The following is a 22,806-nucleotide window of genomic DNA, read 5'->3' as shown; positions in this document are numbered from 1 at the left end:
GGGCCGCTGTGTTCGGCTGCCTCTCGCCACCGCTGCGCACCACGGGGGGGCGAGCAGCGGCGTCGGCGATCACGGCAGGCGATCGTCCGGCGTCAGCGGATCGATCGGAGCGGTCGGCCCAAGCTGCACGATCGGCGCGGGCCCCGGATGCTGCGGCAGGACCTCGTGTACCGGCTCCCCACGTGCGGCACGCAGCGCATTGGCGTAGCAGTGCTGCGCCGACAGCAAGTCGCCAGCGGCGGAGAAGCCATGGCCCAACTCTTCCCAGGCATCGCTACCGGCGCCATTGGCGATGGCGCGGTGCAGGAATTCTTCGGCCTGCGACCACTGCTGCTGATGGCGTGCCAGCCGCGCCAGGGTCAGCAGCAAGCCGGGGCTGTCCGGGTACTGGGTCAGCCAGCGCTGCGCGCTGGCGCGGCGCGAATCGTATTTCTCCAATGGCAGCAGGCCGTACAGGCGCACCAACGATTCGTCCCACTGCGCATCCAGCGCCTGTTCCAGGCTGTGGACGGCAGCATCGTCCCAATGCAGCATGGCGGCGCGCTGGGCGTAGGCGGCCACCACGGCCGGCTGCGTACGCAAGGTCTTGGGCAAGGCTTCCCAGCGCTCGGCCAGCGCATTGGCATCGCTCGCCTGGGCCAGCGTCTGCTCGGCCAGCGTGGTCTCCAGCGCGGCATAGGCGGCTGGCGACAGCACCGCCTGCTGGCGCAGCGCGCCGAGCTGACCATAGGCTTCGTCGGCGCGCCCGATCTGGGTCAGCGCATGCGTGCGCAACAATAAACCGCGCGCCGGCAGTGGCTGTGCGGCGGCACTATCCAGCGCATTGATCGCATCGACCGGACGCTGTCGCGCCAGCAAGCGTTCGCCCTGCAACAGGGCATGGGCGGTGGCATCGCGTTCGGCCAACTGCTGGGCCAGCGCATTGGCGGCGGCTTCGTCGCCACGGGCGTCGGCCACGCGCACCGCACTGGCCAGTGCGATTCCGCTGACTTCTTCATCCTCGCTGGCGTTGACCAGCAAGCGTTCGGCACGCTGCCATTGTCCGTGATCGGCGGCGCGCAGGCCCTCGAGCAAACGCGCGCGGCCTTTCTTGCGACGGTACTTGCCCCATACCCGGAACGGCAGGCTGACCAGCGTCCAGAGTAACCACAGCAGCAACAGGCCGATGACCAGGATCAGGACCGCCTGCGGCATCGCTGCGCGGTAGTCGTTGCCGCCGACGCTGATCACGACCGTGCCCAGGTCATAGGTGGTCTGGTGTGAGAGCCATTGCGCGGCCAGCACGCCCAGTGCCACGGCGATCAGCAGGATCAGAACGGTACGCAATGCTTTCATCGGGTGGATCTCCCTTCACGCATGGCCTGCAATTGCTGCAGGGTGGTGCCCAGTTCCGGCAGGGACGGGCGCGGCGATGCCTGTTGCGCAGCGCGCAGACGCGCGCGAATTTGCCGCCGTTGCGGCGTCTCCGGCCATAGCCGGGTGGTCCAGGTGTCCACCCGGCGCAATGCCCGCGCCAGGCCGTCGGCGTCGCCGCGTTCGGCCGCTGCGCGGGCCAGGCTGATTTCGATCTGCAAGGCGTCGCGCGCTGCCGCGCGATCGCCTGCGGTCAGCAGGTTCTGGCCCCGGCTGGGATGGATTTCCACCAGTGGCGCCAGTGCTTTCTGCCACCAGGGTTGGGTGGCCAGGCGTTGTTGCTCGGTCTGCTCGGGCAGTCGCTGCAGGTCGTTGGCCAACTGGTCCAGTGCCTGCCCCAGCTGCGCCTGCGGCCCCGGACCCAGCTGGTCCAGTGCATTGCGCTCCTGTGCCAGGGTCTGCCGCAGATTGAGATAGCCCGGATCGTCGATGCCATTGAGCGCACCGCTGGCCAGCGCATAGGCGCGGCGTGCACCGTCCGCATCGCCGGCGATCGCCAGCCGTTGCTGGCCGAGCCGCAGCAGTGTTTCCACCTCATCCAGCCGCAAGGCCTGCGCACCGTGTCGATTGGGATCGGACAGCCGCTGCACGCTGTCTTCCAACAGGGCGCTGCGCTGGCTCAGGCCGAGCATTTCGTCGCGCAGAACACGGTTGGTGGCGGCGGCATCCTGCAGGCGCTCGTTGGCCAGCCGCTGGTCGCGACGCAAGGTCGACAGCAGTTGCTGGGTGTCCTCCCAGCGCTGTTGCTGCGCCTGCGCGTCTTCCGATTGCGCGAGCTGATAGCGCTGCCAGCCGCGCCAGCCCAGATAGCCTGCCGCGCCCAACAGCACCACGACGACCGCAAGCAGCCACCAGGCCAGGGGAACGCGGCGCGTGCGAGCAGGCGATTCGGTCATGCGGGGGCATCCTCGTGCGGTCACGGCAGGCGCGGGCGCGTGCCATCCGGTACAGCATGGCGTGACGCAATGCACGCCCGCAAGCTGCGCTCGGGTCCGCAGTTCAGCAAGATCGCGGCGGCGTCACGATCGCCGCCGCCGCACGGGCCAGCTGCAGTGGCAACGGGCCCTCTGCCCGCTGTACGTCGACGAAGCCAAGCTGATGCGCGTGTGCACAGAGTCGATCGCTGGACGCCACCAGTGGGCGCTGCTTCAGCGCCTCGGCCAGCGGCGCCGGCAACTGCTGCAGGACCTGGGTCAATGCCTCGCCACTGCTCACCGCGACCACGCAACGGGGCAGTGCCTGTTCCAGTGCGCGCACGGCCGTGTGGCGCAGGTGCAGCGGCTGACGGCGATACACCTCGGCGCGCAGGATGTACGCGCCACGCTGCTCCAGTGCCGGCGCCAGCAGGCCACGTCCTCCGGGCGCGGTGACCAGCCCAACGCTGGGCAACGGCGCCTGCAGCAGCGACAAGGCCAGCAGGCCTTCGCTGTCCATGCGCGTGGGCCGGACCACCTCGGTCACGCCGACGGCCTGCAGCGCGCGCGCCGTGCCTTCGCCGACGCTGATCCACTGCGACTGTGGCGGTCGTTGCAACGGAATCAGCCGATGCGCCGCGAGCACGGCCGCAGGGCTGGTGAACAGTACCAACGGTGCCGCCAGCGCCTGCTGCAGCGCTGCGCGCGCTTGCGGCGTCTGCAGCGTCTCGATTCGCCAAGGCGACATGGCCAGCACGCGGGCTCCCAGCCGGGCGGCGGCACGCCGCAGCGGCGCGTGCTCGCCGCTGGAGCGCAGCGAAATCAGGGTCCAGGCGCTGGCGGGTGCTGACGTGGGATCGGTCATATGGCGATTATGCGCATGTGCCGGCACGGTGCAGCTTGCACGCGCTTGGAGACACCGCCGCCGCGGCAACCACGGCGACGGGAGTGGCTTGGGCTTGCGCAAAGACCAGGGGTGGGAAGGGTAACTTCTTGAAATCCCCGCGGTTCCGGCGAGCATCGCGGCATTGCCAGCGAACCGGAGTGCCCGCGTGATCACGTCCTACGTCATCAACATGCAACGCAGCGGCGAGCGCATGCGCGCCATGGCCGCGCGCATGGACGCACTGGGATTGCCGTACGAACGGCTGCCAGCGGTCGATGGTGCCGAACTGACCGATGCGCAGGTGGCCGAGTTCATCGCCGCACGGCCATTGGAAGGCTCCGGCGACAGCTTCAGCAGTGGCCCGCGGGTGTGGACCCGGGCCAACATCGGGTGTTTCCTGAGCCATTACGCGGCCTGGCAGATCGCCGCCGACGCCGCGGCGCCGTATACGGCCATCTTCGAAGACGACATGCACCTGTCCGATGTGCTGCCCGCGTTGCTAAAGCAGACGCAGTGGCTGCCCGGCGGCTGCAGCGTGGTGCGGCTGGAGCCGTCCTACAACCGGGTGCGGCTGGGAGCCAAGGTGACCGACGTGGCCGGCCGCGCGCTGCGGCGGGTGGAACCGTCCCCGCATCAGCATTGCTGGCCGGTCTGCGCCGGTGCGCTGATCCTCAGCCGCGAGGCCGCGCGACGCCTGCTGGCCGCCGAGGCGCGCTGGCACACCATGGCCGACATTTTCCTGTTTGGCTGGAACGAGTCGCCGATGGCGCGCCAACTGCAGACCTATCAGCTCAGCCCGGCCGCCTGCATCCAGGACAAGTTTTTCCACGCCGCACCCGAACAGATCGTCTTCACCAGCACCATCGATGCGCCGTTGACCGCTGTTCAGAAGCAGCGCAGCGCGCATTGGAAAGCCAAGGCGACCGCGGCGTTACGGCTGGCCCAGGGCTACCGCAAGGTGCCGTTCGCCCCCTGAGCGCGGCGTTGTCACCGGCTGCGGCGGCGAGCGCTGCCACACAACCGTCATGCAGTGCACAAGAGGTTGACTACAGGAGTACGGCATCATGCCCGCCCCATCGTCGCCTGCCGTCCTTGCCGAATGTCCGCTTCCTCGCTTGCGTCCGCCCTGCAATCCCTGCAAACCCAGTTCGCCGCCATGCCGCCGGTCCTGTCGATGGGCGTGGCCGTCGATGGCCTGCATGCCGGAGCACTGCGACTGCGTGCTCCGCTGCAAGTCAACGTCAACGACAAGGCCAACGCCTTCGGCGGCAGCCTGGCCTCGCTGATGACGCTGGCCAGCTGGGGATGGCTCACCCTGCAGCTGCAACTGGCCGGGCATCCGTCCGAGGTCTACGTCGCCGATAGCCAGTTGCGCTACGTCGCGCCGGTCTACGAAGACCTGGTGGCCGATGCGCAGCCGGCCGAGCCGGCCGGCTGGGACAGGTTTCTGGCGACCTTCCGCCAGCGCGGCAAGGCGCGCATCGACATGCGTGCGCAGATCGCAGTGGCCGCCGGTGCCGCTGCCGCAACCCTGAGCGGACGGTTCGTGGCCTTCCCGAAGCGGTACGATGCGCCCTGAGATCGGGGGGAATCGGTATGCGTGGGTTGATCGGATGGATGCTGTTGCTGGGGCTGGCGACAGTGAGCGGGATCGCCACGGCTGGCAGCCGTGCACAGGCGCGTGCGCTGGAGCAGACCCAGTCCGCCTATGCCGCGGCGATTCGCTGGAGTGACTTCGACGCCGCCCAGGCCTTCATCGAGCCGGAGTATGCGCGGACGCATCCGCTCAGCGATCTGGAGCTCTCCCGCTATGCGCAGGTGCAGATCTCCGGCTACCGCGAAGTGCGGGTTGGCGAGGATCCGGCCGGCAACCTGCGGCGGGAGGTCGAACTGCGGGTGATCAACCGCAATACCCAGGCCGAGCGGACGGTCCGCAGCACCGAGATCTGGCACTGGGACGCGGAGGGCAAGCGCTGGTGGCTGCTCAGCGGGCTGCCCGACCTGTGGCAGGGCCAATAACCCCAACTGGTGGTCGCGCAGGCCAGCTGTGCGACAATTCCCGCCCGCTTCATCGACCCTGACCCCGTGAATTTCGAAGAGCTGCAGGCCTTTGTCGGCCGCAACCCCATGCTGTCGCTGGCCCTGGTGGGCCTGACCATCGCCATCATCGTCACCGAGGTTGCGCGTCTGTTCCGCGGCTACCGTGCGCTCAAGCCGGCCGAGTTGACGCGCCTGATCAACAGCGAGAACGCGCTGGTGGTCGACGTCTCGCCCAGCGCCGATTTCGAGAAGGGCCACATCGCTGGCAGCCGCAACCTGCAGATGGCCAAGTTCGATCCGGCTGCCAAGCCGCTGGCGGCCGCCAAGGCCTCGCCGGTGGTGGTGGTCTGCCGTAGCGGCACCACCTCGGCCACGGCTGCCAAGACCCTCAAGAAGGCCGGTTTCGAACAGGTCTATTGGCTGGATGGCGGCGTTGCCGCCTGGCAGGCCGCCGAACTGCCGCTGGTCAAAGGGCGCGCCTAGTCGCCTTGTGCGGCCCTGCCGCAGCCCCCATTGGGGACGTGAGATACTGCTTCTTTCACGTCCGCATCACTCACCGCTGTATCCATCGCACCGTTTCTGGAGTTTGGAATGTCCGACGAAATCATCAACGGCGCCGCTGCGCCTGCCGACGCCGCCGCTGGTCCCGCCTTCACCATCGAGAAGATTTACGTCAAGGACGTGTCCTTCGAGTCGCCGAACGCCCCGGCGGTCTTCAACGACGCCAGCCAGCCGGAGTTGCAGCTGAACCTCAATCAGAAGGTGCAGCGCCTCAACGAAAACGCCTTCGAAGTCGTGCTGGCGGTGACCCTGACCTGCACCGCCGGTGGCAAGACCGCCTACGTGGCCGAAGTGCAGCAGGCGGGCGTGTTCGGCCTGGTCGGCTTGGACCCGCAGGCGATCGACGTGCTGCTCGGCACCCAGTGCCCGAACATCCTGTTCCCCTACGTGCGCACCCTGGTCAGCGATCTGATCCAGGCCGGCGGCTTCCCGCCGTTCTACCTGCAGCCGATCAATTTCGAAGCGCTGTATGCCGAGACGCTGCGTCAGCGTTCGCAGCAGGGCGACACCTCGCTGGCCGATTCCGAGCCGGCCGGCAACGCCTGAGCCTTGCCTGATCGACGAATGAGCGATTCGAAAGCCAAGATCGCCGTTCTCGGCGCCGGTTCCTGGGGCACGGCCCTGGCGGCGCTGATCGCCCGGCACGGTCATCCGACCGTGCTGTGGGGACGCGATGCGGCGATGGTGCAGACCATCGACCGCTCGCACGAGAATTCCCGCTATCTGCCCGGCATTCCCTTGCCCGACAGCCTGCGTGCGACCACCGACCTGGCACAGGCGCTGGATGGCGCCGGCTGGATCCTGGTGGTGGTGCCCTCGCATGCGTTCACCGAAACCGTGCGGCTGGTGGCCCCGCTGCGGCCGGCCGATGCCGGCGTTGCGTGGGCGACCAAGGGCTTCGAGCCAGGCTCAGGGCGCTTCCTGCACGAGGTCGCGCGCGACATTCTCGGTCCCAGTGTGCCGCTGGCGGTGGTCACCGGTCCGTCCTTCGCCAAGGAAGTCACGCTTGGCCTGCCCACTGCGATCACCGTGCACGGCGACGATGCGAGCTTCGCCCAGGTGGTGGCCGACGCGATGCACGGCCCGACCTTCCGCGCCTACACCGGCGATGACATGGTCGGCGCCGAACTCGGTGGCGCGATGAAGAATGTGCTGGCGGTGGCCACCGGCGTGGCAGACGGCATGCAATTGGGCCTCAATGCCCGCGCCGGCCTGATCACCCGCGGTCTGAACGAAATGCTGCGCTTGGCGGCGGCGATCGGTGCACGCCCGGAAACCCTGATGGGCCTGGCCGGCCTCGGCGACCTGGTGCTCACCTGCACCGGCGATCTGTCGCGCAACCGCCGTCTGGGATTGGCGCTGGGGCGCGGACAGAGCCTGGCCGATGCCGTGCGTGAGATCGGCCAGGTCGTCGAGTCGGTGCAGACTGCCGACGAAGTGATGCGGCAGGCCGAGCAGCACGGCATTGAATTGCCGATTTCCAATGCGGTGCGCGCGGTGTTGCATGGCGAACTATCGCCGGAAGCCGGCCTGAAGGGACTGCTGGCGCGCGAGCGCAAGCCCGAATACCCGCAGACCTTGTTTACCTGAGCGCCGGCCGGCGCCGTGGCCGCGATCTCACCAACGCCCGGCATGCCGGGCGTTGCTGTGTGTGGGCCTGACGACGACATGCCGATGCGGACGCGGCGTCCGATAGCGCGTCAGACCCCGTGCGGCTTGTCGCGAGTACTGCAGTGACGGTGTTGCGATGGCGCCGAGCACACGCCGCTGCGTTCGCGCGATGTAGGAAGCGGTCAATGCAGTTGCTTCGACCACGCGTGTTCGAGTGCGTGTGTCCGTGCAGCGGTCCGGTTCATCGCAGCGAACGCTGGTGAGAAGGGCCAAAGAAAGAAGCCCGGTCGGGGGACCGGGCTTCCAATGCAGCGCGGGAGAGAGGTCGCGCTGCAGTTACTCCATCATCGTCTTACCAGCTGAAGCGCGGGCCAACCGACCATTCCTTGTTGCCATCGCGGTCCATCCGGATGTCGCCGTTAATGCCCCAGTTACGGTTCAACTTCACCTGCGCGCCCAGACGGCCGTAGACCGTGCTGTCCAGGTCGATGCCGCGCTTCTTGGAGAAATCTTCGTAACCGGCCAGCGCGTACACTTCGAAGTGCTCGCCGAAGGCGTTACGCAGACCGGCTTCGACGCTGTAGCCGTCGAAATTGATGTTCGGGGTGTCCAGATCCAACTTGCGGTAGGCGACACGGGCCACGAAGTCGGTGCTGGTGGCGATCTCGTGGTTGAAGCCCACGCCGACGCCCCACTGCTGGAAGTCCGAGTCGGTGTTTTCGAACAGGTTGTTGTTGTTGTCGGCGTTCTGCTTGCTGTAGTCGCCGAAGACATGGAAGTTCGGAGCAACGGCATAGGAGGCCTTCACGCCCCAACCGTCGGCGTCGCGGCCATCGGTCGGCGTGCGCACATAGTCGCCTTCGACGAAGTTGTAGGACAGATTTTCTGCGGCCGAAGCCGCAAACGGCAGCGCTGCGAGAAGGCCGAGGGCGAGCAGAGAAGTCTTCATGATCGAGATACCTGTACTTATTGGTTTGGGCCGGCGCTGTGGCGAATGCCGTTCGCTGCCGAGATGTAAATTCTCCGTTATGCGCTGGAACACGGCCTGAATTTTGAACTGTCTGGTGCATGAATCATCGCGCCAGGTTCAGTTGCGCTTCCAGGTCTCAACAAGCCTTTCGCAACGCGGTGCCGCTCACCAGTGTCGGCGTCGGTGCTCGCTTCGACAACGATCAATCGCCGCATTTGGCTTGATTGAACGAAACGAACAGGCGACCCGCGTCGACGAGCTACACGCGGCAATCAGATACGCTGCAGACCTACCGATCGGGCAGCAGCAGGGCGAGTCATAGGGCAAGCCGAGGGCCTGCGTGATCCAGTAAGTCGTGCTGCGTCGCCCAAGCCTGAGGCCCCAGCTGGCGCGCCTGAGCATGCAGAAGACGACGTACTGGAACCGGTAACGCAATGCCGGCGGTCGTTGGAGCAGGTCATTGCATTGCGCTTCTGCGGCTGTCACGAACGTCGATCACTGCCACGAGTGCTCATTGCACCTACTCTGATACCGGCTTTTTGCCAGTGGCGCGGGTGAAATGATGCGCTGTGCTGCGTCGGCGTGGTACCTGCAGTTCTCGAAGCAGACCCAAATGAAGGCAGCTCTCCAACGAGTACCCGTCTGCCTGCTGCCACCGTGTCACAGAGCTTCTGGTTCGGCTCCGGTAACTACTTCGCATTGGCGACACCACCTGGCATCTCGGCTGGTGTTCCAGTGACGAATACGGATCCGACGCACGCTACGGGCGCTATTCCTTCGATTTGGCGCAGACCGAGGGATTGCCGTATCGGCAACGGCAGCGAATGGCATGCGTGCGTTGAGCGAGCACGCGCCTGGGCCGGCGGTAAGCTGTTGTTGGGCGTCTCCGTACTTGCTGGCACGATCCAAAATACCCAGATGCAATGGGGCACGCTACCGGTACCGCGTGCCTGGTAATCGCATTGCGCTTGCTGTCTTCCAGGCGCCGTTCGAGATCGCTGCAATCGCGGTCGATCCTAATCTGTCGCTGTCGCTACCATCGCGCCCTCTGCATTGCGGCGCTGCGACCAACGTTTGTAGTCGAGCGGCGACATGCCGATGAGTTGCGAGAAGGCGCGGCGGAATGCGGTGTCGTCGGTGTAGCCGCACTGGGAGGCCACTTGTTTGATGCTGGCGCCGGGAGTGTCCAGCAGCATGCAGGCGGTTTCGATCCGCACGCGGGTCATGAAGGCCTTGGGGGATTCATTGACCAGTTCCTTCAAGCGGCGGTGCAGGGTGCGCTCGCTCAGGTGCAGCGCCTTGGCCAGCGCTTCGGCGGTCAATCCCGGCTGGGCGTGACGGACGAGTTGTTCGGCCTGCAGCAACAGCGGATCGGCGGTGTTGACGAAGCCGCGCGGTGCATAGACCACTTGCGGCAGCGATTGGCTGTCGGCCACCGAGATATCCGACGCCAGCTTGGCGACATCCGCGCCGGCATGGCGGCGGATGACATGGAGGGCCAGATCGACCCAGGACAGCGGCCCGCCGGTGGTCACGATGCCGTCCTGTTCTTCGACCGCGGTACCCCAGGCGACCAGCGCGTTGGGAAAGCGCCGTTTGAAGGCGTGATGCAGCCACCAGGTGGTGGTACAGCGCCGGCCATCCAGCAGGCCGGCCTCGCCCAGGATGAAGGTGCCGGCGCATGCGGCGCCAACGGTGACGCCTTGGCGGTGGCAATGCTGTAGCCAGGCGGCGGCGCGTTGGATGGAGGGCGACAGCGGCGGTAGGCCATCGGGGCCCAAGGCCATGCCGGTGACCAGCACCACATCGCAGTGCGCCGGATCCGGAAATGCGCCGTCGACCGGAATCCGACGGCCTTGCGGGTCGTGCAGGGGCTGGCCGTCTGCGCTGACGATGCGTGTCTCGAAGCTCAGGCCAGTGGGCAGCACCAGTCCCTGGGTCGCTTGCTCTGGCGGCGCACGCAAGGCCTGCTGGGTGATCCAGAACAGGTCGGACAAGCCGGCGATCGCCGACAGCAAGCTGCCGTCGACCGCGACGATGGCAATGCGCATGCGCTGTTCCGGAGAGTGAAGGGCTGGTGGCGAAGTTTGCATGGCCTCTGTCTGCTTTGCCATCTGATGCCGAGCGCAACCGCTCCCTAGACTGCCTCCCCATCGAAGACGGCGAGTGGTACCCATGACCTTCCTGCGCGGCCTTTCTCTCCCGCGGCAACACCTGCGCAGCTGGATGGCTGCACTGTGGCTCGGCCTGAGCGTGAGCAGCGCGCAGGCGCTGGCCGCCGAAGGCAGCGACCGGATCGATCGCATCGTGCTGGTGCATGGCGCCTTCACTGACGGCTCGATCTGGGCGCCGGTCATCAGCCGCTTGCAGGCGATGGGGTATCGGGTGACGGCCGTGCAGATTCCATTGCAATCGCTGGCCGACGACGTTGCCCACGTCGCGCGTGTCTTGCGTCGGCAGGACGGGCCAGTGCTGCTGGTCGGCCATTCCTGGGGCGGGGCGGTCATTACCCAGGCCGGTAATGCAGCCAATGTTGCAGGACTGGCGTATCTGTCTGCGCTGGCACCGGACAGCGGCGAATCGGTCGCCGGCCTGTTGCAGCGCTTGGGGACGCCCATGCAGGGTTTGCAGCCGGATGCGGACGGTCTGGTGTGGCTCGACGATGCCAGGCAGTTCCGGCAGCAACTGGCCGCTGATCTGTCGCCCGCGCGCGCACGCGTGCTGGCCGCGGTGCAGCAGCCGATTGCCGCGCAATGTTTCACCGCACCGGTGACCCAGGCGGCCTGGCGTCACAAGCCCAGTTGGTATCTGCAGACCGAAGACGATCAGGCGCTGCCGTTGGCCGCGCAACATGCGATCGCACGCCAGATGGGCGCTCACGTGCTGCGCCTGCCCAGCAGCCACCTGTCCATGCAAGCGCATCCCCGCGCGGTCGCGGCGTGGCTCGATCGAGCCGCCCGGCAGGCTGCGCATCCGGCATCGCCGCAGACCGCGCACTAACCCCTCCACCCACGCATGAGGCATCTTGATGAAGATCTTGCACATTGATTCGAGCATTCTTGCCGCCGACTCGGTTACCCGCGAGTTGACCGCCGCTACCGTCGCCAGGCTGCGGACGGCCCATCCTGCCGCCAGCGTGACCTATCGCGATCTGGTTGCCGACCCGATCAACCATCTGACCGGCGCGATCGCCGCTGGCTTTCGCCCCACCGGCGTGGACCACTTCGACGCGGCCACGCTTCGCGAACATGCAGTCTCGCAAACGCTGCTCGACGAATTCCTTGCCCACGACGTTCTCGTGATCGGTGTGCCGATGTACAACTTCTCGCTGCCCAGCCAGCTGAAGGCCTGGCTGGACCGGCTGGCCCAGGTCGGGCGCACCTTCAAATACACCGAAACCGGGCCGGTGGGGCTGGTTGGGGGCAAACAGATCCTGCTGGCATCAGGACGCGGTGGCTTCTACGCCGAGGGGCCGCTGACAGGAATGGACTTCCAGGAGCGCTACCTGCTCGCCTTCTTCCGTTTCCTGGGAATTACCGAGGTCCAGGTGGTGCGAGCGGAAGGGGCTTCCAAGGGACCGGCGGTCAGGCAGGCCGGGCTGGAGCGCGCGCACCTGGCCATCTTCGATGCGCTGGCGCAGTTCCAGGCGCGCTGACCCCTGCTTCCACCTGAGCGGAGACCATCATGCTCTTTGCCGTGACCTTGACTTATCTTCGCCCCGCGCCACAGATCCAGTTGCAACTAGACGCTCACAAGCAGTGGCTGCAACGCTACATCCAGGCAGGAACCATCCTCGTTGCCGGCCCGCTGCACGCGGAGGTGGGCGGTTTCATCCTCGCCCACGCCCCGGAGACGATGCAGGTGCGCGCGATGCTGGCACAGGATCCGTTCGTCATTCACCGCTTGGTTGAGGTCGACATCCAGGCCTGCGAGCCGGCGATTCGCGCGGTCGAATTTCCCGCTGCCTGGGCAGGGGCCGCCAAAGCCGTCCAGCCGCTCTGAGCAGCGTACCCCCAGCGCCCCGCGTCCGGCCCTAACCATGCCACCACATGGCGCAAACAGGCCGGTTGCGAGGATGCTGCCACCGAGACGGTGGAGTGGAACGTGGCGAAGAAGAAGACGGTGGCACGCTACCTGGCCGAGACCCTGGAAGCAGCAGGCGTGGCGCGCATCTGGGGTCTGACCGGCGACAGTCTCAATGGTCTGACCGATGCGCTGCGCGAGATGCAGACCATCGCGTGGATGCATGTGCGGCATGAGGAGGTCGCGGCATTTGCCGCCGGCGCCGAGGCCGCAGTGACCGGCCAACTGGCGGTCTGCGCCGGTAGCTGTGGCCCAGGCAACCTGCACCTGATCAATGGTCTGTTCGATTGCCATCGTAGCCGTCAGCCGGTGTTGGCGATTGCCGCGCATATTCCCTCCTCGGAGATCGGCCTGTCCTACTTCCAGGAGACCCATCCGCAGGAGCTGTTTCGCGAGTGCAGCCATTTCGTCGAATTGGTGACCAACCCGGCGCAGCTGCCGGAAGTACTGCACCGCGCGATGCGCACCGCCATCCTGCAGCAGGGCGTGGCGGTGGTGGTGCTGCCCGGCGATGTCGCCCTGCTGGAGGTGGACAAACACCTGCCGGTGGCGTGGCCGCCAGTGCGCGCGCCACGCCTCTTGCCTGCGGCCGACGACGTACAGCAACTGGCCGAGCTGCTGCAGCAAAGCGAGGCGGTGACGCTGTTGTGCGGGAGTGGCTGTGCCGGCGCGCATGATGCAGTGGTGGCGCTGGCCGACACCTTGGGCGCACCGATCGTGCATGCCTTGCGCGGCAAGGAGCATGTGGAGTGGGACAACCCCTTCGATGTCGGCATGACCGGGCTGATCGGCTTCAGTTCCGGCTATCACGCCATGCTCAATTGCGACACCTTGTTGATGCTGGGCACCGATTTCCCGTACCGACAGTTCTATCCCAAGGATGCGACCATCGTGCAGGTGGATCGCGATCCCGCCGCCTTGGGGCGGCGCACGCCGCTGCAGCTGGGCATCGTCGGCGATGTCGGCGAAACCATTGCGGCGCTGCTGCCGCAGTTGCAGCGACGCGAGCAGCGCGGCTTCCTCGACAAATCGCTGGCGCATTACCGTAAGGCGCGCGAAGGATTGGACGATCTGGCGGTGCCGTCGGCGCCGGGAGAGCCGCTGCATCCGCAATTCGTCACCCGCCTGATCAGCCAGATCGCCGACGAGGACGCGGTGTTCACGTGCGATGTCGGCACGCCCACGGTGTGGGCGGCGCGCTATTTGCGCATGACTGGACGCCGGCGTCTGCTGGGATCCTTCAACCATGGTTCGATGGCCAACGCGATGCCGCAGGCGTTGGGGGTGCAGGCCGCCTGCCCGGGCCGGCAGGTGATCTCGCTTTCCGGGGACGGCGGCTTTGCGATGCTGATGGGCGATTTCCTCTCGCTGGCGCAATTGAAGTTGCCGGTCAAAGTGGTGGTGTTCAACAACGCATCGCTGGGCTTCGTGGCAATGGAGATGAAGGCGGCCGGCTATCTGGATACCGGCACCGATCTGCAGAATCCGGACTTTGCGGCGATGAGCAATGCCATGGGTATCCTGGGCATCCGCGTGGATGACTCCGAGCAGTTGGAGCGTGCGCTGCGGCAGGCGTTTGCGCATTCGGGCCCGGCGTTGGTGGACGTGCGTATCGCCACCCAGGAGTTGGCGGTCCCGCCGGCCATCAAACTCGAGCAGGCCAAGGGCATGGGCCTGTACCTGCTCAAGGCCGTCATGAGCGGGCGCGGCGACGAAGTACTGGAGCTGGTCAAAACCAACCTGCGCTGATTCAGTTGCGCGCGCGCACACTGGAAGGCCCTCTTCAGGCCGCTTCGCCTATGCCCCGTTCGCTGCTACGGCAACTGCTGCTGATCTGGATGGTGGTCGTGGCGGCCTGCGTGGGCGTTGCCAGCGTGTTGTATGGGCTGTATCGCCAGACCGAGGGCGTGCGGCTGGAGGAGGCGCGACAGCAATTGCACGGGCAATGCGAGCGGATCGTCCAGCGCTATGCCGGTGCCAGCGAGGCGGCCCGCAAAGGTGACGATGGGGTAGGCCTGGCAGCGGTGGTGGTGCACTTGGTGCTGGCCGATGCCCCTGGTGTCGAAGGCGGTGTCTGGGACCTGCACAAAGGCTTCGTTGCCTATGCGTACCCGACCTACGACGGCAGCGATCACAAGACCGATATTCCTGCCGCCGAATGGCTCACCATCGTCAACACGGCGCGGCAGAGCGTGAGCGGGAAGAATGCGACACAGTACCGTCGCGATGGTCGCCGCGAGGTACTGTTGATCAGCGCCTGCCCGCTGGCATCCAACAGCGCGGCATGGACGATGACGCGGGTGCCCGCCAGCACGGCCGATGCCTGGCGGCCGTTGGTCGTCGGCATGCTGCTGATCTTCGCGATGGTGACCGGCTCGGCGATTGCGTTGGGTGTGGTGGTGCGACGCTGGAGCCAGCGCTTGCAGCGCATCCAGCAGGCGTTGGCCGCCGACAGCGAGACGCCGCATATCCCGCCGACAGGTGCGCCCGAGCTGGATCGGCTGGGCGCGGCGGTCAACGACTATGCGCAACGCAACGCACAGGCGTTGGCCCAGACCCGCCGTCTGGCCGACGAGCTGTCACGGCACGAACGGCTGGCCGCGCTCGGGCGGATGACGGCCACCGTGGCGCACGAGATCCGCAACCCGATTGCCACCATGCGCCTGGCAGTGGAGAACGAGATCGCCCAGCGCGACGCCACGCCCGACACTGCGGCGCATGCCGAGGTCATGCTGGCGCAGATCCGTCGCCTGGACGGGGTCGTCGAGAGCCTGCTCGGGATGGTGCAGCCGATCCGTCTGCAACTGGAGACGGTGGTGGTGCAGGAGTGGTTGGCAGGGCTCTTGGAGCCGGGCACGTTGCCACCGCAACTGCCAGCGCCGCACCTGCAGCTGCCGGCGGCGCCGCTGCGCTGGATGCTGGATCCGCAGCAGCTGGGGCGCGCGCTGCACAATCTGTTGCGCAACGCCGTGCAGCATGCCGATCCGGGCAGCGAGGTGACGCTGCAGGCGGCAGAGGCCGAAGGCATGTTGCAGCTGCAGGTCTCCAATCATGGCGCGGCGATCGCCGAGCCGATCGCCGCGCATCTGTTCGAGCCGTTCGTCAGCGGGCGCAGCGACGGCAATGGCCTCGGCCTGGCGCTGGTGCGCGAGATCGCGCGCGCGCATGGCGGCCAGGTGCGCTATGCACATCGCGACGGGCTCACCCATTTCATCGTGGAGTTGCCATGGCGCGCATCCTGATCATCGACGACGATGCGGCGTTTCGCGCGACCCTGCAGGCCACCTTGCGCTCGCTTGGCCACACGGTGGTCGCCGCCGACAACGGGCCGGACGGATTGGCGCGACTGAGCGAAGGCGGCATCGACATGGCGTTCGTGGACTTCCGCATGCCGGGCATGGATGGCATCGACGTGCTGCGTGCGCGCCTGGACGATGTGCAGGCGCGCCAGGTGCCGCTGGTGATGTTGACCGCCCATGTGTCCAGCGGCAACACCATCGAAGCGATGACGCTGGGCGCCTTCGATCATCTGGTCAAGCCGGTGGGCCGCGCCGACATCATCGAGGTGGTGCAACGCGCGCTGCTCAGTCGCGCCGATGCCCAGGCCGCGGCGACAGAAACGCCGTCTGCGCCGGCCGAAGATGACGATGCGCTGGTGGGGCACAGCCCGGCGATGCGCACCGTGCACAAGCGCATTGGATTGGCGGCTGCGTCCGATCTCCCGGTGCTGATCACCGGGGAAACCGGCACCGGCAAGGAATTGGCGGCGCGCGCGCTGCATCGCGCCAGTCCACGCGCAAGTGCGCCATTCGTTGCGGTCAATTGCGCGGCCATTCCGCTGGAGCTGATGGAAAGCGAGTTGTTCGGCCATCGCAAGGGTGCCTTTTCCGGCGCCAGCAGCGACCGTCTCGGTCTGATTCGCGAAGCCGATGGCGGCACGCTGTTTCTGGACGAGATCGGCGACATGCCGTTGCCGATGCAAGCCAAGTTGCTGCGGTTCCTGCAAGAAGGCGAGGTGACGCCGTTGGGCGGCAGCGGCCCGCAGAAAGTCGATGTGCGGGTGCTGGCCGCGACCCATCGCGACCTGGCGGCCTGTGTGGCCGAGGGACGCTTTCGTAGCGATCTGCGTTACCGCCTCAACGTGGTGCCGATCGAACTGCCGCCGTTGCGCGAGCGTGGCCAGGACATCCTGCTGCTGGCGCAGCACTTCCTTCGCGCCGATACGGCGCGTGCGCAGAACCTGTCGGCGGCTGCGCAGGAGCGTCTGCTCGCGCACAGCTGGCCGGGCAACGTGCGCGAGTTGCGCAATGTCATGCAACGCAGCCAGGTGCTGGTGCGCGGCGGCTGCATCGATGCGGCGGACCTGGACGAGGCACTGGCCGAGGCCAGCGAGTCGCCGCCCGCTGTCGCGTCGGAGCTCACCGGGACGCTGCCCGAGGCAGTCGCCCGGCTGGAAAAGCAGATGATCCAGGCGGCCTTGGCGCAGAGCCAGGGCAACCGCGCCGAGGCGGCGCGCCGGCTTGGAATCCATCGGCAACTGCTCTACCGCAAGCTGGAGGAATACGGCCTGTGACGGGCTGCTGCAGGTGTCTCCAAAGCAGACAGATTGGATGAAATGCAGACGGTTCCGTCTCCTGGGAAGCCTGGATAAGTCCTTTTAAAACAATAGGTTAGTGGTTGGCACGGATGCTGCTTTGGTATTGGCACGCGGCCCCTTCCCGCCGCGCTGGAGACATCCCCATGATGCGTCAGACCGTTCTTGCAATTGCCCTGGCTTGCACTATCGGCGCCGCCGCCGCGCAGGTTGGCGCCCCGCCGCCGCCGCCGGCTCCCAATGGCCCGATCGGCGGCCCTCCGGCCCCGCCGACCCCAGTCGCTGCCACGCCTGTCAGCGTGAGCGGCACCGTCGAGCGGTTCATGCTCAATCCCAATGGCGACGTCGATGGCCTGTGGCTGCGCGACGGCACCCAGGTTGGGTTTCCCCCGCATCTGTCCACCGAGGTGAAGGCGGCGGTGCGTGCCGGCGACAACGTGTCCGTGCAGGGCTTCCGCCTGGGTAATCTGCCGGTGCTGCAGGTCAGCTCGATCCGTTCCAGCCGGAGTGGCCGCGAAGTGGTCGATCGCCCGCCCACCTTCGGCGCGCCGCCGCCGCCGCCGCCGACCCCGGGTCAGCTGACCCCGCTGCAGTCCGACGGCACGATCCAACGCCTGGTCTATGGGCCTGCCGGCGAGGTCAATGGTGCGCTGGTCAGCGACGGTACGGTGGTGCGGATGCCGCCCCACCTGGCGTTGCAGTTCTCCGATCTGCTGCGCGTGGGCGCGCCGCTGAGCGCGAATGGCTTCGGCGTCGCCACCCCGGACGGCCGCGCGATCGAGGCCACCCAGCTGGGGCGTGACCGCTCCTCGCTGCGTGCGCTGTTCACCGCGCCGCGTCCGGACGGCCCGCTGCCGCCACCGCCGGGCGCTCCGGTCCCGCCGGCCGGTCGTTGAGTCGCACTGCACGCTTCCCGTTGTTCGTATCTGCCGCCGGCCACGCACCCGCGTGGTCGGCGGCCCGACCGGCATCGCCGGTTCTTTTCGGAGTATTCCATGCATTGGGTCGATCCTGATTTTCTCCCCGAAACCCGTGGCACGCTGGCGCGGTTCCTGCTCAATCCCAAGGCCGATATCGATGGCCTGCTGTTGGCCGATGGCACCGAAGTCCACACCCCGCCGCACCTGTCCCAGGCCTTGCACGCGGCGCTCGCGCCAGGTGCACGGCTGACCGTCCGCGGGCTGAAGCCGCGCGGTGTCGACATGCTGGTGGCGTTGGCAATCGATCCGGAAGGCGGCGCGCGCATCGTCGACGACGGTCCGCATGCGGTGCACGGCAAGCCCAAGCCCAAACCGCCGGCCCCCCCGGCGGGCAAGCCGCAGCGCACGCGCCACGCCGGCACCATCGCCCGCCTGTTGCATGGGCCGCATGGTCACGTGCATGGCGTGTTGCTGGACGACGACGTCACGGTGCGCTTCCCGCCGCATGCCGGTGAGCAGTTCGCCCGCCAGTTGGAAGTCGGCAAGTCCTTGACGGTGGATGGCGACAGCAAGGACACGCCTCACGGTGTGCTGATCCACGCCCATGCGTTGGGCGGCAAGACCGGGACGCCCACCGCGATCGCCGCGCCACGCGGCCCCGACGGCAAGCCGAAACCCAAACCCAAACCGAAGCACTAGGAGCCCGCACGATGTCGCCGCCGCGCTGCCGTTACCAGCCGATCGCCCCCGTCGCACCCTCGGTGCGCGCATGCTGCTGGACGCAGCGCGGCCCACGCAGGGCTGATTCATGAGCCGGCGCACGTCGCGCGCGCCGGGCACGCGGGCGTTGGAGGCGCTGCATTTCAGCGTCGCCGACGTGCAGGACGGGCTTGGGCCGTTCCTGAGCGTGTTTCTGCAATCCAAGGGCTGGTCGGTGGCGGCAATCGGTACGGTGATGAGTGCCGGCGGCATCGCCGGCATGCTCGCCACCACGCCGGCCGGCGCATTGGTCGACGCCACCCGTCGCAAGCGCGCGGTGGTACTGGTGGGATGCGTGGCGATCCTGTTGACCACCGCGCTGATCTGGCTGCAGCCCAGCTTTACCGGCGTGGTCGCAGCGCAAGTGATGGCGGCGCTGGCGGCGGCCGGCATCGGCCCGGCGCTGACCGGCATCACGCTGGGACTGGTGCACGCGCGCGGGTTCGATCATCAGCTGGCGCGCAACCAGGTCGCCAACCATGCCGGCAACGTGTTGGCAGCGGTGCTGGCCGGATGGCTGGGATGGCGCTTCGGGTTCGCCGCGGTGTTCGTGCTGACTGCGGTGTTCGGTGTCCTGGCCATCGTCGCGGTGCTGCTGATTCCGGCCTCGGCGATCGATCATGCGGCCGCGCGTGGATTGGGGCAGCATGCAGGGGATGCTGCCGTGAGCGGATGGCGGGTGCTGCTGACTTGTCGGCCGCTGGCCGTGCTGGCGGTGACGCTGGCGCTGTTCCATCTTGGCAATGCGGCGATGTTGCCGCTGTACGGCATGGCGATTGTCGCTGCGCATGCCGGCGACCCCAGTGCGTTGACCGCCACCACGATCGTGGTGGCGCAGGCCACGATGGTGGTGGTGTCCCTGGTCGCCATGCGCTGGATCCGTCTGCACGGGCATTGGTGGGTCTTGCTGGTGGCGTTTCTGGCGCTACCGTTGCGCGCGCTGGTGGCCTCGTCGCTGATCCACGCCTGGGGCGTGTTTCCGGTGCAGATCCTCGATGGTGTCGGCGCCGGCCTGCAGGCCGTGGTCGTGCCGGCGATGGTGGCACGGCTGCTGCAGGGCACCGGACGCGTGAATGTTGGACAAGGCGCGGTGATGACGGTGCAAGGCATCGGGGCGGCGCTGAGTCCAGCTTTCGGTGGCTGGCTGGTGCATCTGTATGGCTACCGGACGGCCTTCCTGGCCTTGGGCACGATCGCCCTGCTGGCTGCTGCCCTGTGGGTCGCCTGTCGCGGCATGCTGCTGGATGCCGCGCGCACGCCCACGCCCGCGGTGGCCTGAGGGCGCGTTCAACGGCCGCCGGCGAAGTCCCATTGGCGCCACGCCTCGAACACCATCACCGCCACGGTGTTGGACAGATTGAGACTGCGGTTGTCCGGGCGCATCGGCAGGCGCAGCCGATGGTGTGGCGGGATCGCTTCCAGCACCTCGCTCGGCAGGCCACGTGTCTCCGGTCCGAACAGGAAGGCATCGCCATCGGCGAACCGCGGCGTGTCGTAGCGCACCGTGCTGCGGGTACTGAGGGCGAACAGCCGCGTGGGCGCGATGGCCGCCAGCGCGGTGGGCAGGTCGGCATGCACCTGCAACTGAGCGTATTCGTGATAGTCCAAGCCGGCGCGCTTGAGCTGCTTGTCGCTGAGGTCGAAGCCGAGCGGCTCGATCAGGTGCAGGCGCGCGCCGGTATTGGCGCACAAGCGGATCACATTGCCCGTGTTGGGCGGAATTTCCGGTTGAAACAGGATGACGTCGAGAACGGGAGCAGGCATGCGCGCAGTGTAGCGGCGCGCATGCCGTTAGCGGCCGATGCTGGCGCCGATCAGCGCTTCCAGTTCGCTCGGCGACGGCTGCAGGTGCGGCACCGGCAGTTTGACGATGACCTGGCCGACCAGCGCACCGAAGGTGGCGGCTGCCTGCGAGGCGACCTGCGTGTCGGCGGTGCCGCGGGTCAGGACCGACGCGCGCTGCTCGGCCGACGGACGCACTTGCACGGCGGCCAGGGTGGTGATGCGCGGGGCACCCAGTTCGGCCAACTGGTCGGCCGAGGGGCGGACTTGCACCGCCGGCAGGGTCGGGATCGTGCTGTTGCGCTCCACGATCTGCTGGGCGAGCTGGTCGGCCGAGGGACGCACCTGCACGGCTTCCAGGGTGGTCACGGTGCCGGCGTGGGCAACGCCGACCAGGGAGCTGCCGGCGATCAGGGCGGTGGCGAGGGCGATGCGCAGGGTGTTGGCGTTCATGGCGAGGTCTCTTGGTGTGGGTGAGAAGTGGTGTGGTAGTAAGGTAGTACACCGCTTTGGTAAGCGCAAGGGCTTTGATGCGTTTTCGGTTTCTATTAAGCTTTTATTCACATTGGCGCCGCGCGGACGTTGGCTATTGGTATCTGAGCAATCGGTGTGCCAACTGCAAGTCACTGTTTCAAAATGACTTTTCGATTCCATTGGTGTCCGAGCGCGGACAGTCGGACGGTTCAACGCGCGATCGGACGTCCAGATGACGCCGCCAGCGGCTCCAGACAGCGGCCCGTCTTCGCCGGTTCAGCTATCTGCGGCACAATCCGGGCTTTCCACCGGAACCCTTCCCATGCGCCTACCGCTGCTGTCGTTGCTGTTCGTCACCCTCGCTGCGGGGTGTACCTGGGTCCCCATCGAGCAGGGCGGCAAGGCCGTGCGCGTGCTGCCGCCTGGCCCGCCGCCGGCCAACTGTCAGCAGCAGGGCGAGGTGGTCGTCACGGTCAAGAGCAAGGTGGGCTTCTACAACCGCAACCCGCTGCGGGTGCAGGAAGAGCTGGAGACCCTTGCCCGCAACGAGGCCCCCAGCGCCAACGCCAATGCGGTGCAGGCCCAGGGTCAGCCGGCCGATGGCAGCCAGCGATTCAGCGCATTTCGCTGCGCTCCGCGCTGAACGGTTATGCCGGGGCGAGGGGGTGGCAAGTGTAAAGATGCGGTAAAAGCAGCCAGCAGCTAGAATGGCGCCCCCTCGCCTGACGCCATGGCGCTACTTCGATGCTCTTCCAGAATGTCTCCATCGCGGGACTGGCGCATGTTGATGCGCCGCACACGCTGACTTCCAAGGAAATCAACGAGCGCCTGCAACCCACCTACGACCGTCTCGGGATCAAGACCGACGTTCTGGGCGATGTTGCGGGCATCCATGCCCGGCGCCTGTGGGATCAGGACGTCCAGGCGTCCGATGCAGCGACCCAGGCGGCACGCAAGGCGCTGGCCGATGCCGGGATCGGCGTCGAGCAGATCGGTCTGCTGGTCAACACTTCGGTCAGCCGCGACTACCTGGAGCCGTCCACCGCCTCCATCGTGTCCGGCAATCTGGGCGTGGGCGACCATTGCATGACCTTCGACGTCGCCAATGCCTGCCTGGCCTTCATCAATGGCATGGACATCGCCGCGCGGATGCTCGAGCGTGGCGAGATCGACTACGCGTTGGTCGTCGACGGCGAGACCGCCAATCTGGTCTATGAAAAGACCCTGGAGCGCATGACCTCGCCGGATGTCACCGAGGAGGAATTCCGCAACGAACTCGCCGCGCTGACGTTGGGCTGCGGCGCCGCCGCCATGGTGATGGCGCGCGCCGAGCTGGTGCCGGACGCACCGCGCTACAAGGGCGGGGTGACTCGCTCGGCCACCGAGTGGAACAAGCTGTGCCGGGGCAATCTGGACCGCATGGTCACCGACACCCGCCTGCTGCTGATCGAAGGCATCAAGCTGGCGCAAAAGACCTTCCTGGCCGCCAAGCAGGCGCTGGGCTGGGCGGTGGACGAGCTGGACCAGTTCGTCATCCACCAGGTCAGCCGGCCGCATACCGCCGCCTTCGTGAAGTCCTTCGGCATCGATCCGGCCAAGGTCATGACCATCTTCGGCGAGCACGGCAACATCGGTCCGGCCTCGGTGCCGATCGTGTTGAGCAAGCTCAAGGAGCTGGGCCGCCTGAAGAAGGGCGACCGCATCGCGCTGCTGGGCATCGGCTCCGGACTCAATTGCTCGATGGCCGAAGTGGTGTGGTGATCGCGCGGGCGCATGCCCAGCGCTGCTGATGCACGACC

The 22,806-nt window shown here is 67.0% G+C and carries 24 protein-coding genes; 17 read left to right on the top strand and 7 right to left on the bottom strand.

The window, feature by feature from the left end; genetic code table 11:
• Window positions 1-69: 69 nt before the first annotated feature.
• From CKY51_RS06615 to CKY51_RS06605, 3 genes are all read right to left on the bottom strand, one after another.
• Window positions 70-1,335 carry a heme biosynthesis protein HemY gene (locus CKY51_RS06615; RefSeq protein ID WP_022973692.1) on the bottom strand — a complete coding sequence of 422 codons (1,266 nt, stop codon included), beginning with the start codon at window positions 1,333-1,335 and terminating at the stop codon, window positions 70-72.
• A complete protein-coding gene (locus CKY51_RS06610; protein ID WP_022973691.1) occupies window positions 1,332-2,309 on the bottom strand; it encodes a uroporphyrinogen-III C-methyltransferase in 978 nt (325 codons plus the stop codon). The genes CKY51_RS06615 and CKY51_RS06610 overlap by 4 nt, the downstream gene beginning before the upstream one ends.
• A gap of 103 nt (window positions 2,310-2,412) precedes the next feature.
• Window positions 2,413-3,219 (bottom strand): uroporphyrinogen-III synthase, encoded by an 807-nt coding sequence (locus tag CKY51_RS06605; RefSeq protein ID WP_272944142.1) that lies wholly within the window; start codon window positions 3,217-3,219, stop codon window positions 2,413-2,415.
• 160 nt (window positions 3,220-3,379) lie between these two features.
• Here CKY51_RS06605 and CKY51_RS06600 point away from each other — a divergent pair, with 160 nt between their 5' ends.
• From CKY51_RS06600 to CKY51_RS06575, 6 genes are all read left to right on the top strand, one after another.
• On the top strand, window positions 3,380-4,189 hold the full coding sequence (locus CKY51_RS06600; protein WP_022973689.1) for a glycosyltransferase family 25 protein: 810 nt from the start codon (window positions 3,380-3,382) through the stop codon (window positions 4,187-4,189).
• A gap of 123 nt (window positions 4,190-4,312) precedes the next feature.
• Window positions 4,313-4,792 carry a YiiD C-terminal domain-containing protein gene (locus CKY51_RS06595; RefSeq protein ID WP_022973688.1) on the top strand — a complete coding sequence of 160 codons (480 nt, stop codon included), beginning with the start codon at window positions 4,313-4,315 and terminating at the stop codon, window positions 4,790-4,792.
• Window positions 4,793-4,809: 17 nt separating this feature from the next.
• Window positions 4,810-5,232, top strand: coding sequence for a hypothetical protein (locus CKY51_RS06590; RefSeq protein WP_022973687.1), 423 nt, complete (start codon window positions 4,810-4,812; stop codon window positions 5,230-5,232).
• Window positions 5,233-5,298: 66 nt separating this feature from the next.
• Window positions 5,299-5,736, top strand: coding sequence for a rhodanese-like domain-containing protein (locus tag CKY51_RS06585; protein WP_022973686.1), 438 nt, complete (start codon window positions 5,299-5,301; stop codon window positions 5,734-5,736).
• Window positions 5,737-5,844: 108 nt separating this feature from the next.
• Window positions 5,845-6,360, top strand: a complete 516-nt coding sequence (gene secB, locus CKY51_RS06580; protein WP_022973685.1) for a protein-export chaperone SecB — start codon at window positions 5,845-5,847, stop codon at window positions 6,358-6,360.
• 18 nt (window positions 6,361-6,378) lie between these two features.
• Window positions 6,379-7,404, top strand: a complete 1,026-nt coding sequence (locus CKY51_RS06575; protein WP_022973684.1) for an NAD(P)H-dependent glycerol-3-phosphate dehydrogenase — start codon at window positions 6,379-6,381, stop codon at window positions 7,402-7,404.
• Window positions 7,405-7,777: 373 nt separating this feature from the next.
• On the opposite strand, the gene CKY51_RS06570 is transcribed toward CKY51_RS06575, so the two are convergent.
• Window positions 7,778-8,374 carry an OmpO family porin gene (locus tag CKY51_RS06570; RefSeq protein WP_152249005.1) on the bottom strand — a complete coding sequence of 199 codons (597 nt, stop codon included), beginning with the start codon at window positions 8,372-8,374 and terminating at the stop codon, window positions 7,778-7,780.
• A gap of 1,037 nt (window positions 8,375-9,411) precedes the next feature.
• Window positions 9,412-10,446, bottom strand: coding sequence for a GlxA family transcriptional regulator (locus CKY51_RS06565; protein ID WP_022973682.1), 1,035 nt, complete (start codon window positions 10,444-10,446; stop codon window positions 9,412-9,414).
• Window positions 10,447-10,570: 124 nt separating this feature from the next.
• Here CKY51_RS06565 and CKY51_RS06560 point away from each other — a divergent pair, with 124 nt between their 5' ends.
• The 9 genes from CKY51_RS06560 (at window position 10,571) to CKY51_RS06520 (ending at window position 20,030) form a co-directional block, all read left to right on the top strand.
• Window positions 10,571-11,395, top strand: coding sequence for an alpha/beta fold hydrolase (locus CKY51_RS06560; RefSeq protein ID WP_022973681.1), 825 nt, complete (start codon window positions 10,571-10,573; stop codon window positions 11,393-11,395).
• 28 nt (window positions 11,396-11,423) lie between these two features.
• On the top strand, window positions 11,424-12,050 hold the full coding sequence (locus CKY51_RS06555; protein ID WP_022973680.1) for an FMN-dependent NADH-azoreductase: 627 nt from the start codon (window positions 11,424-11,426) through the stop codon (window positions 12,048-12,050).
• A 29-nt stretch (window positions 12,051-12,079) separates the two neighbouring features.
• Window positions 12,080-12,397 carry a YciI family protein gene (locus CKY51_RS06550; RefSeq protein ID WP_022973679.1) on the top strand — a complete coding sequence of 106 codons (318 nt, stop codon included), beginning with the start codon at window positions 12,080-12,082 and terminating at the stop codon, window positions 12,395-12,397.
• Between the two features lie 120 nt (window positions 12,398-12,517).
• Window positions 12,518-14,227, top strand: a complete 1,710-nt coding sequence (poxB, locus tag CKY51_RS06545; RefSeq protein WP_031340460.1) for a ubiquinone-dependent pyruvate dehydrogenase — start codon at window positions 12,518-12,520, stop codon at window positions 14,225-14,227.
• 50 nt (window positions 14,228-14,277) lie between these two features.
• Window positions 14,278-15,720, top strand: coding sequence for a sensor histidine kinase (locus CKY51_RS06540; protein ID WP_022973677.1), 1,443 nt, complete (start codon window positions 14,278-14,280; stop codon window positions 15,718-15,720).
• The gene (locus CKY51_RS06535; protein WP_022973676.1) at window positions 15,705-17,051 is read left to right on the top strand and encodes a sigma-54-dependent transcriptional regulator; all 1,347 of its coding nucleotides are present in this window, start codon (window positions 15,705-15,707) and stop codon (window positions 17,049-17,051) included. The genes CKY51_RS06540 and CKY51_RS06535 overlap by 16 nt, the downstream gene beginning before the upstream one ends.
• 167 nt (window positions 17,052-17,218) lie before the next feature.
• Complete coding sequence (locus CKY51_RS06530) at window positions 17,219-17,968, top strand: hypothetical protein (RefSeq protein WP_031340459.1); 750 nt, start codon at window positions 17,219-17,221, stop codon at window positions 17,966-17,968.
• A 99-nt stretch (window positions 17,969-18,067) separates the two neighbouring features.
• Window positions 18,068-18,691, top strand: a complete 624-nt coding sequence (locus CKY51_RS06525; protein ID WP_022973674.1) for a hypothetical protein — start codon at window positions 18,068-18,070, stop codon at window positions 18,689-18,691.
• Between the two features lie 109 nt (window positions 18,692-18,800).
• Entirely contained in the window at window positions 18,801-20,030 is a 1,230-nt protein-coding gene (locus CKY51_RS06520; RefSeq protein ID WP_022973673.1) for an MFS transporter, read from the top strand.
• An 8-nt stretch (window positions 20,031-20,038) separates the two neighbouring features.
• Here CKY51_RS06520 and CKY51_RS06515 read toward each other — a convergent pair whose 3' ends face one another.
• Both CKY51_RS06515 and CKY51_RS06510 read right to left on the bottom strand, forming a co-directional pair.
• Window positions 20,039-20,515: a tRNA (cytidine(34)-2'-O)-methyltransferase gene (locus tag CKY51_RS06515; protein WP_022973672.1), complete on the bottom strand. Its 477-nt coding sequence runs from the start codon at window positions 20,513-20,515 to the stop codon at window positions 20,039-20,041.
• A 27-nt stretch (window positions 20,516-20,542) separates the two neighbouring features.
• Complete coding sequence (locus CKY51_RS06510) at window positions 20,543-20,986, bottom strand: XAC0231 family protein (protein WP_022973671.1); 444 nt, start codon at window positions 20,984-20,986, stop codon at window positions 20,543-20,545.
• Between the two features lie 343 nt (window positions 20,987-21,329).
• Here CKY51_RS06510 and CKY51_RS06505 point away from each other — a divergent pair, with 343 nt between their 5' ends.
• Window positions 21,330-21,650 (top strand): DUF4156 domain-containing protein, encoded by a 321-nt coding sequence (locus CKY51_RS06505; protein WP_022973670.1) that lies wholly within the window; start codon window positions 21,330-21,332, stop codon window positions 21,648-21,650.
• Window positions 21,651-21,751: 101 nt separating this feature from the next.
• Window positions 21,752-22,768, top strand: coding sequence for a 3-oxoacyl-ACP synthase III (locus CKY51_RS06500; RefSeq protein WP_022973669.1), 1,017 nt, complete (start codon window positions 21,752-21,754; stop codon window positions 22,766-22,768).
• Window positions 22,769-22,806: the final 38 nt, after the last annotated feature.

The sequence above is a fragment of the Xanthomonas maliensis genome (assembly GCF_009192945.1).
Taxonomy (GTDB): domain Bacteria; phylum Pseudomonadota; class Gammaproteobacteria; order Xanthomonadales; family Xanthomonadaceae; genus Xanthomonas; species Xanthomonas maliensis.
Note: the sequence above shows the minus strand (reverse complement) of the source record. Positions and strands in the feature narration are given on the sequence as shown.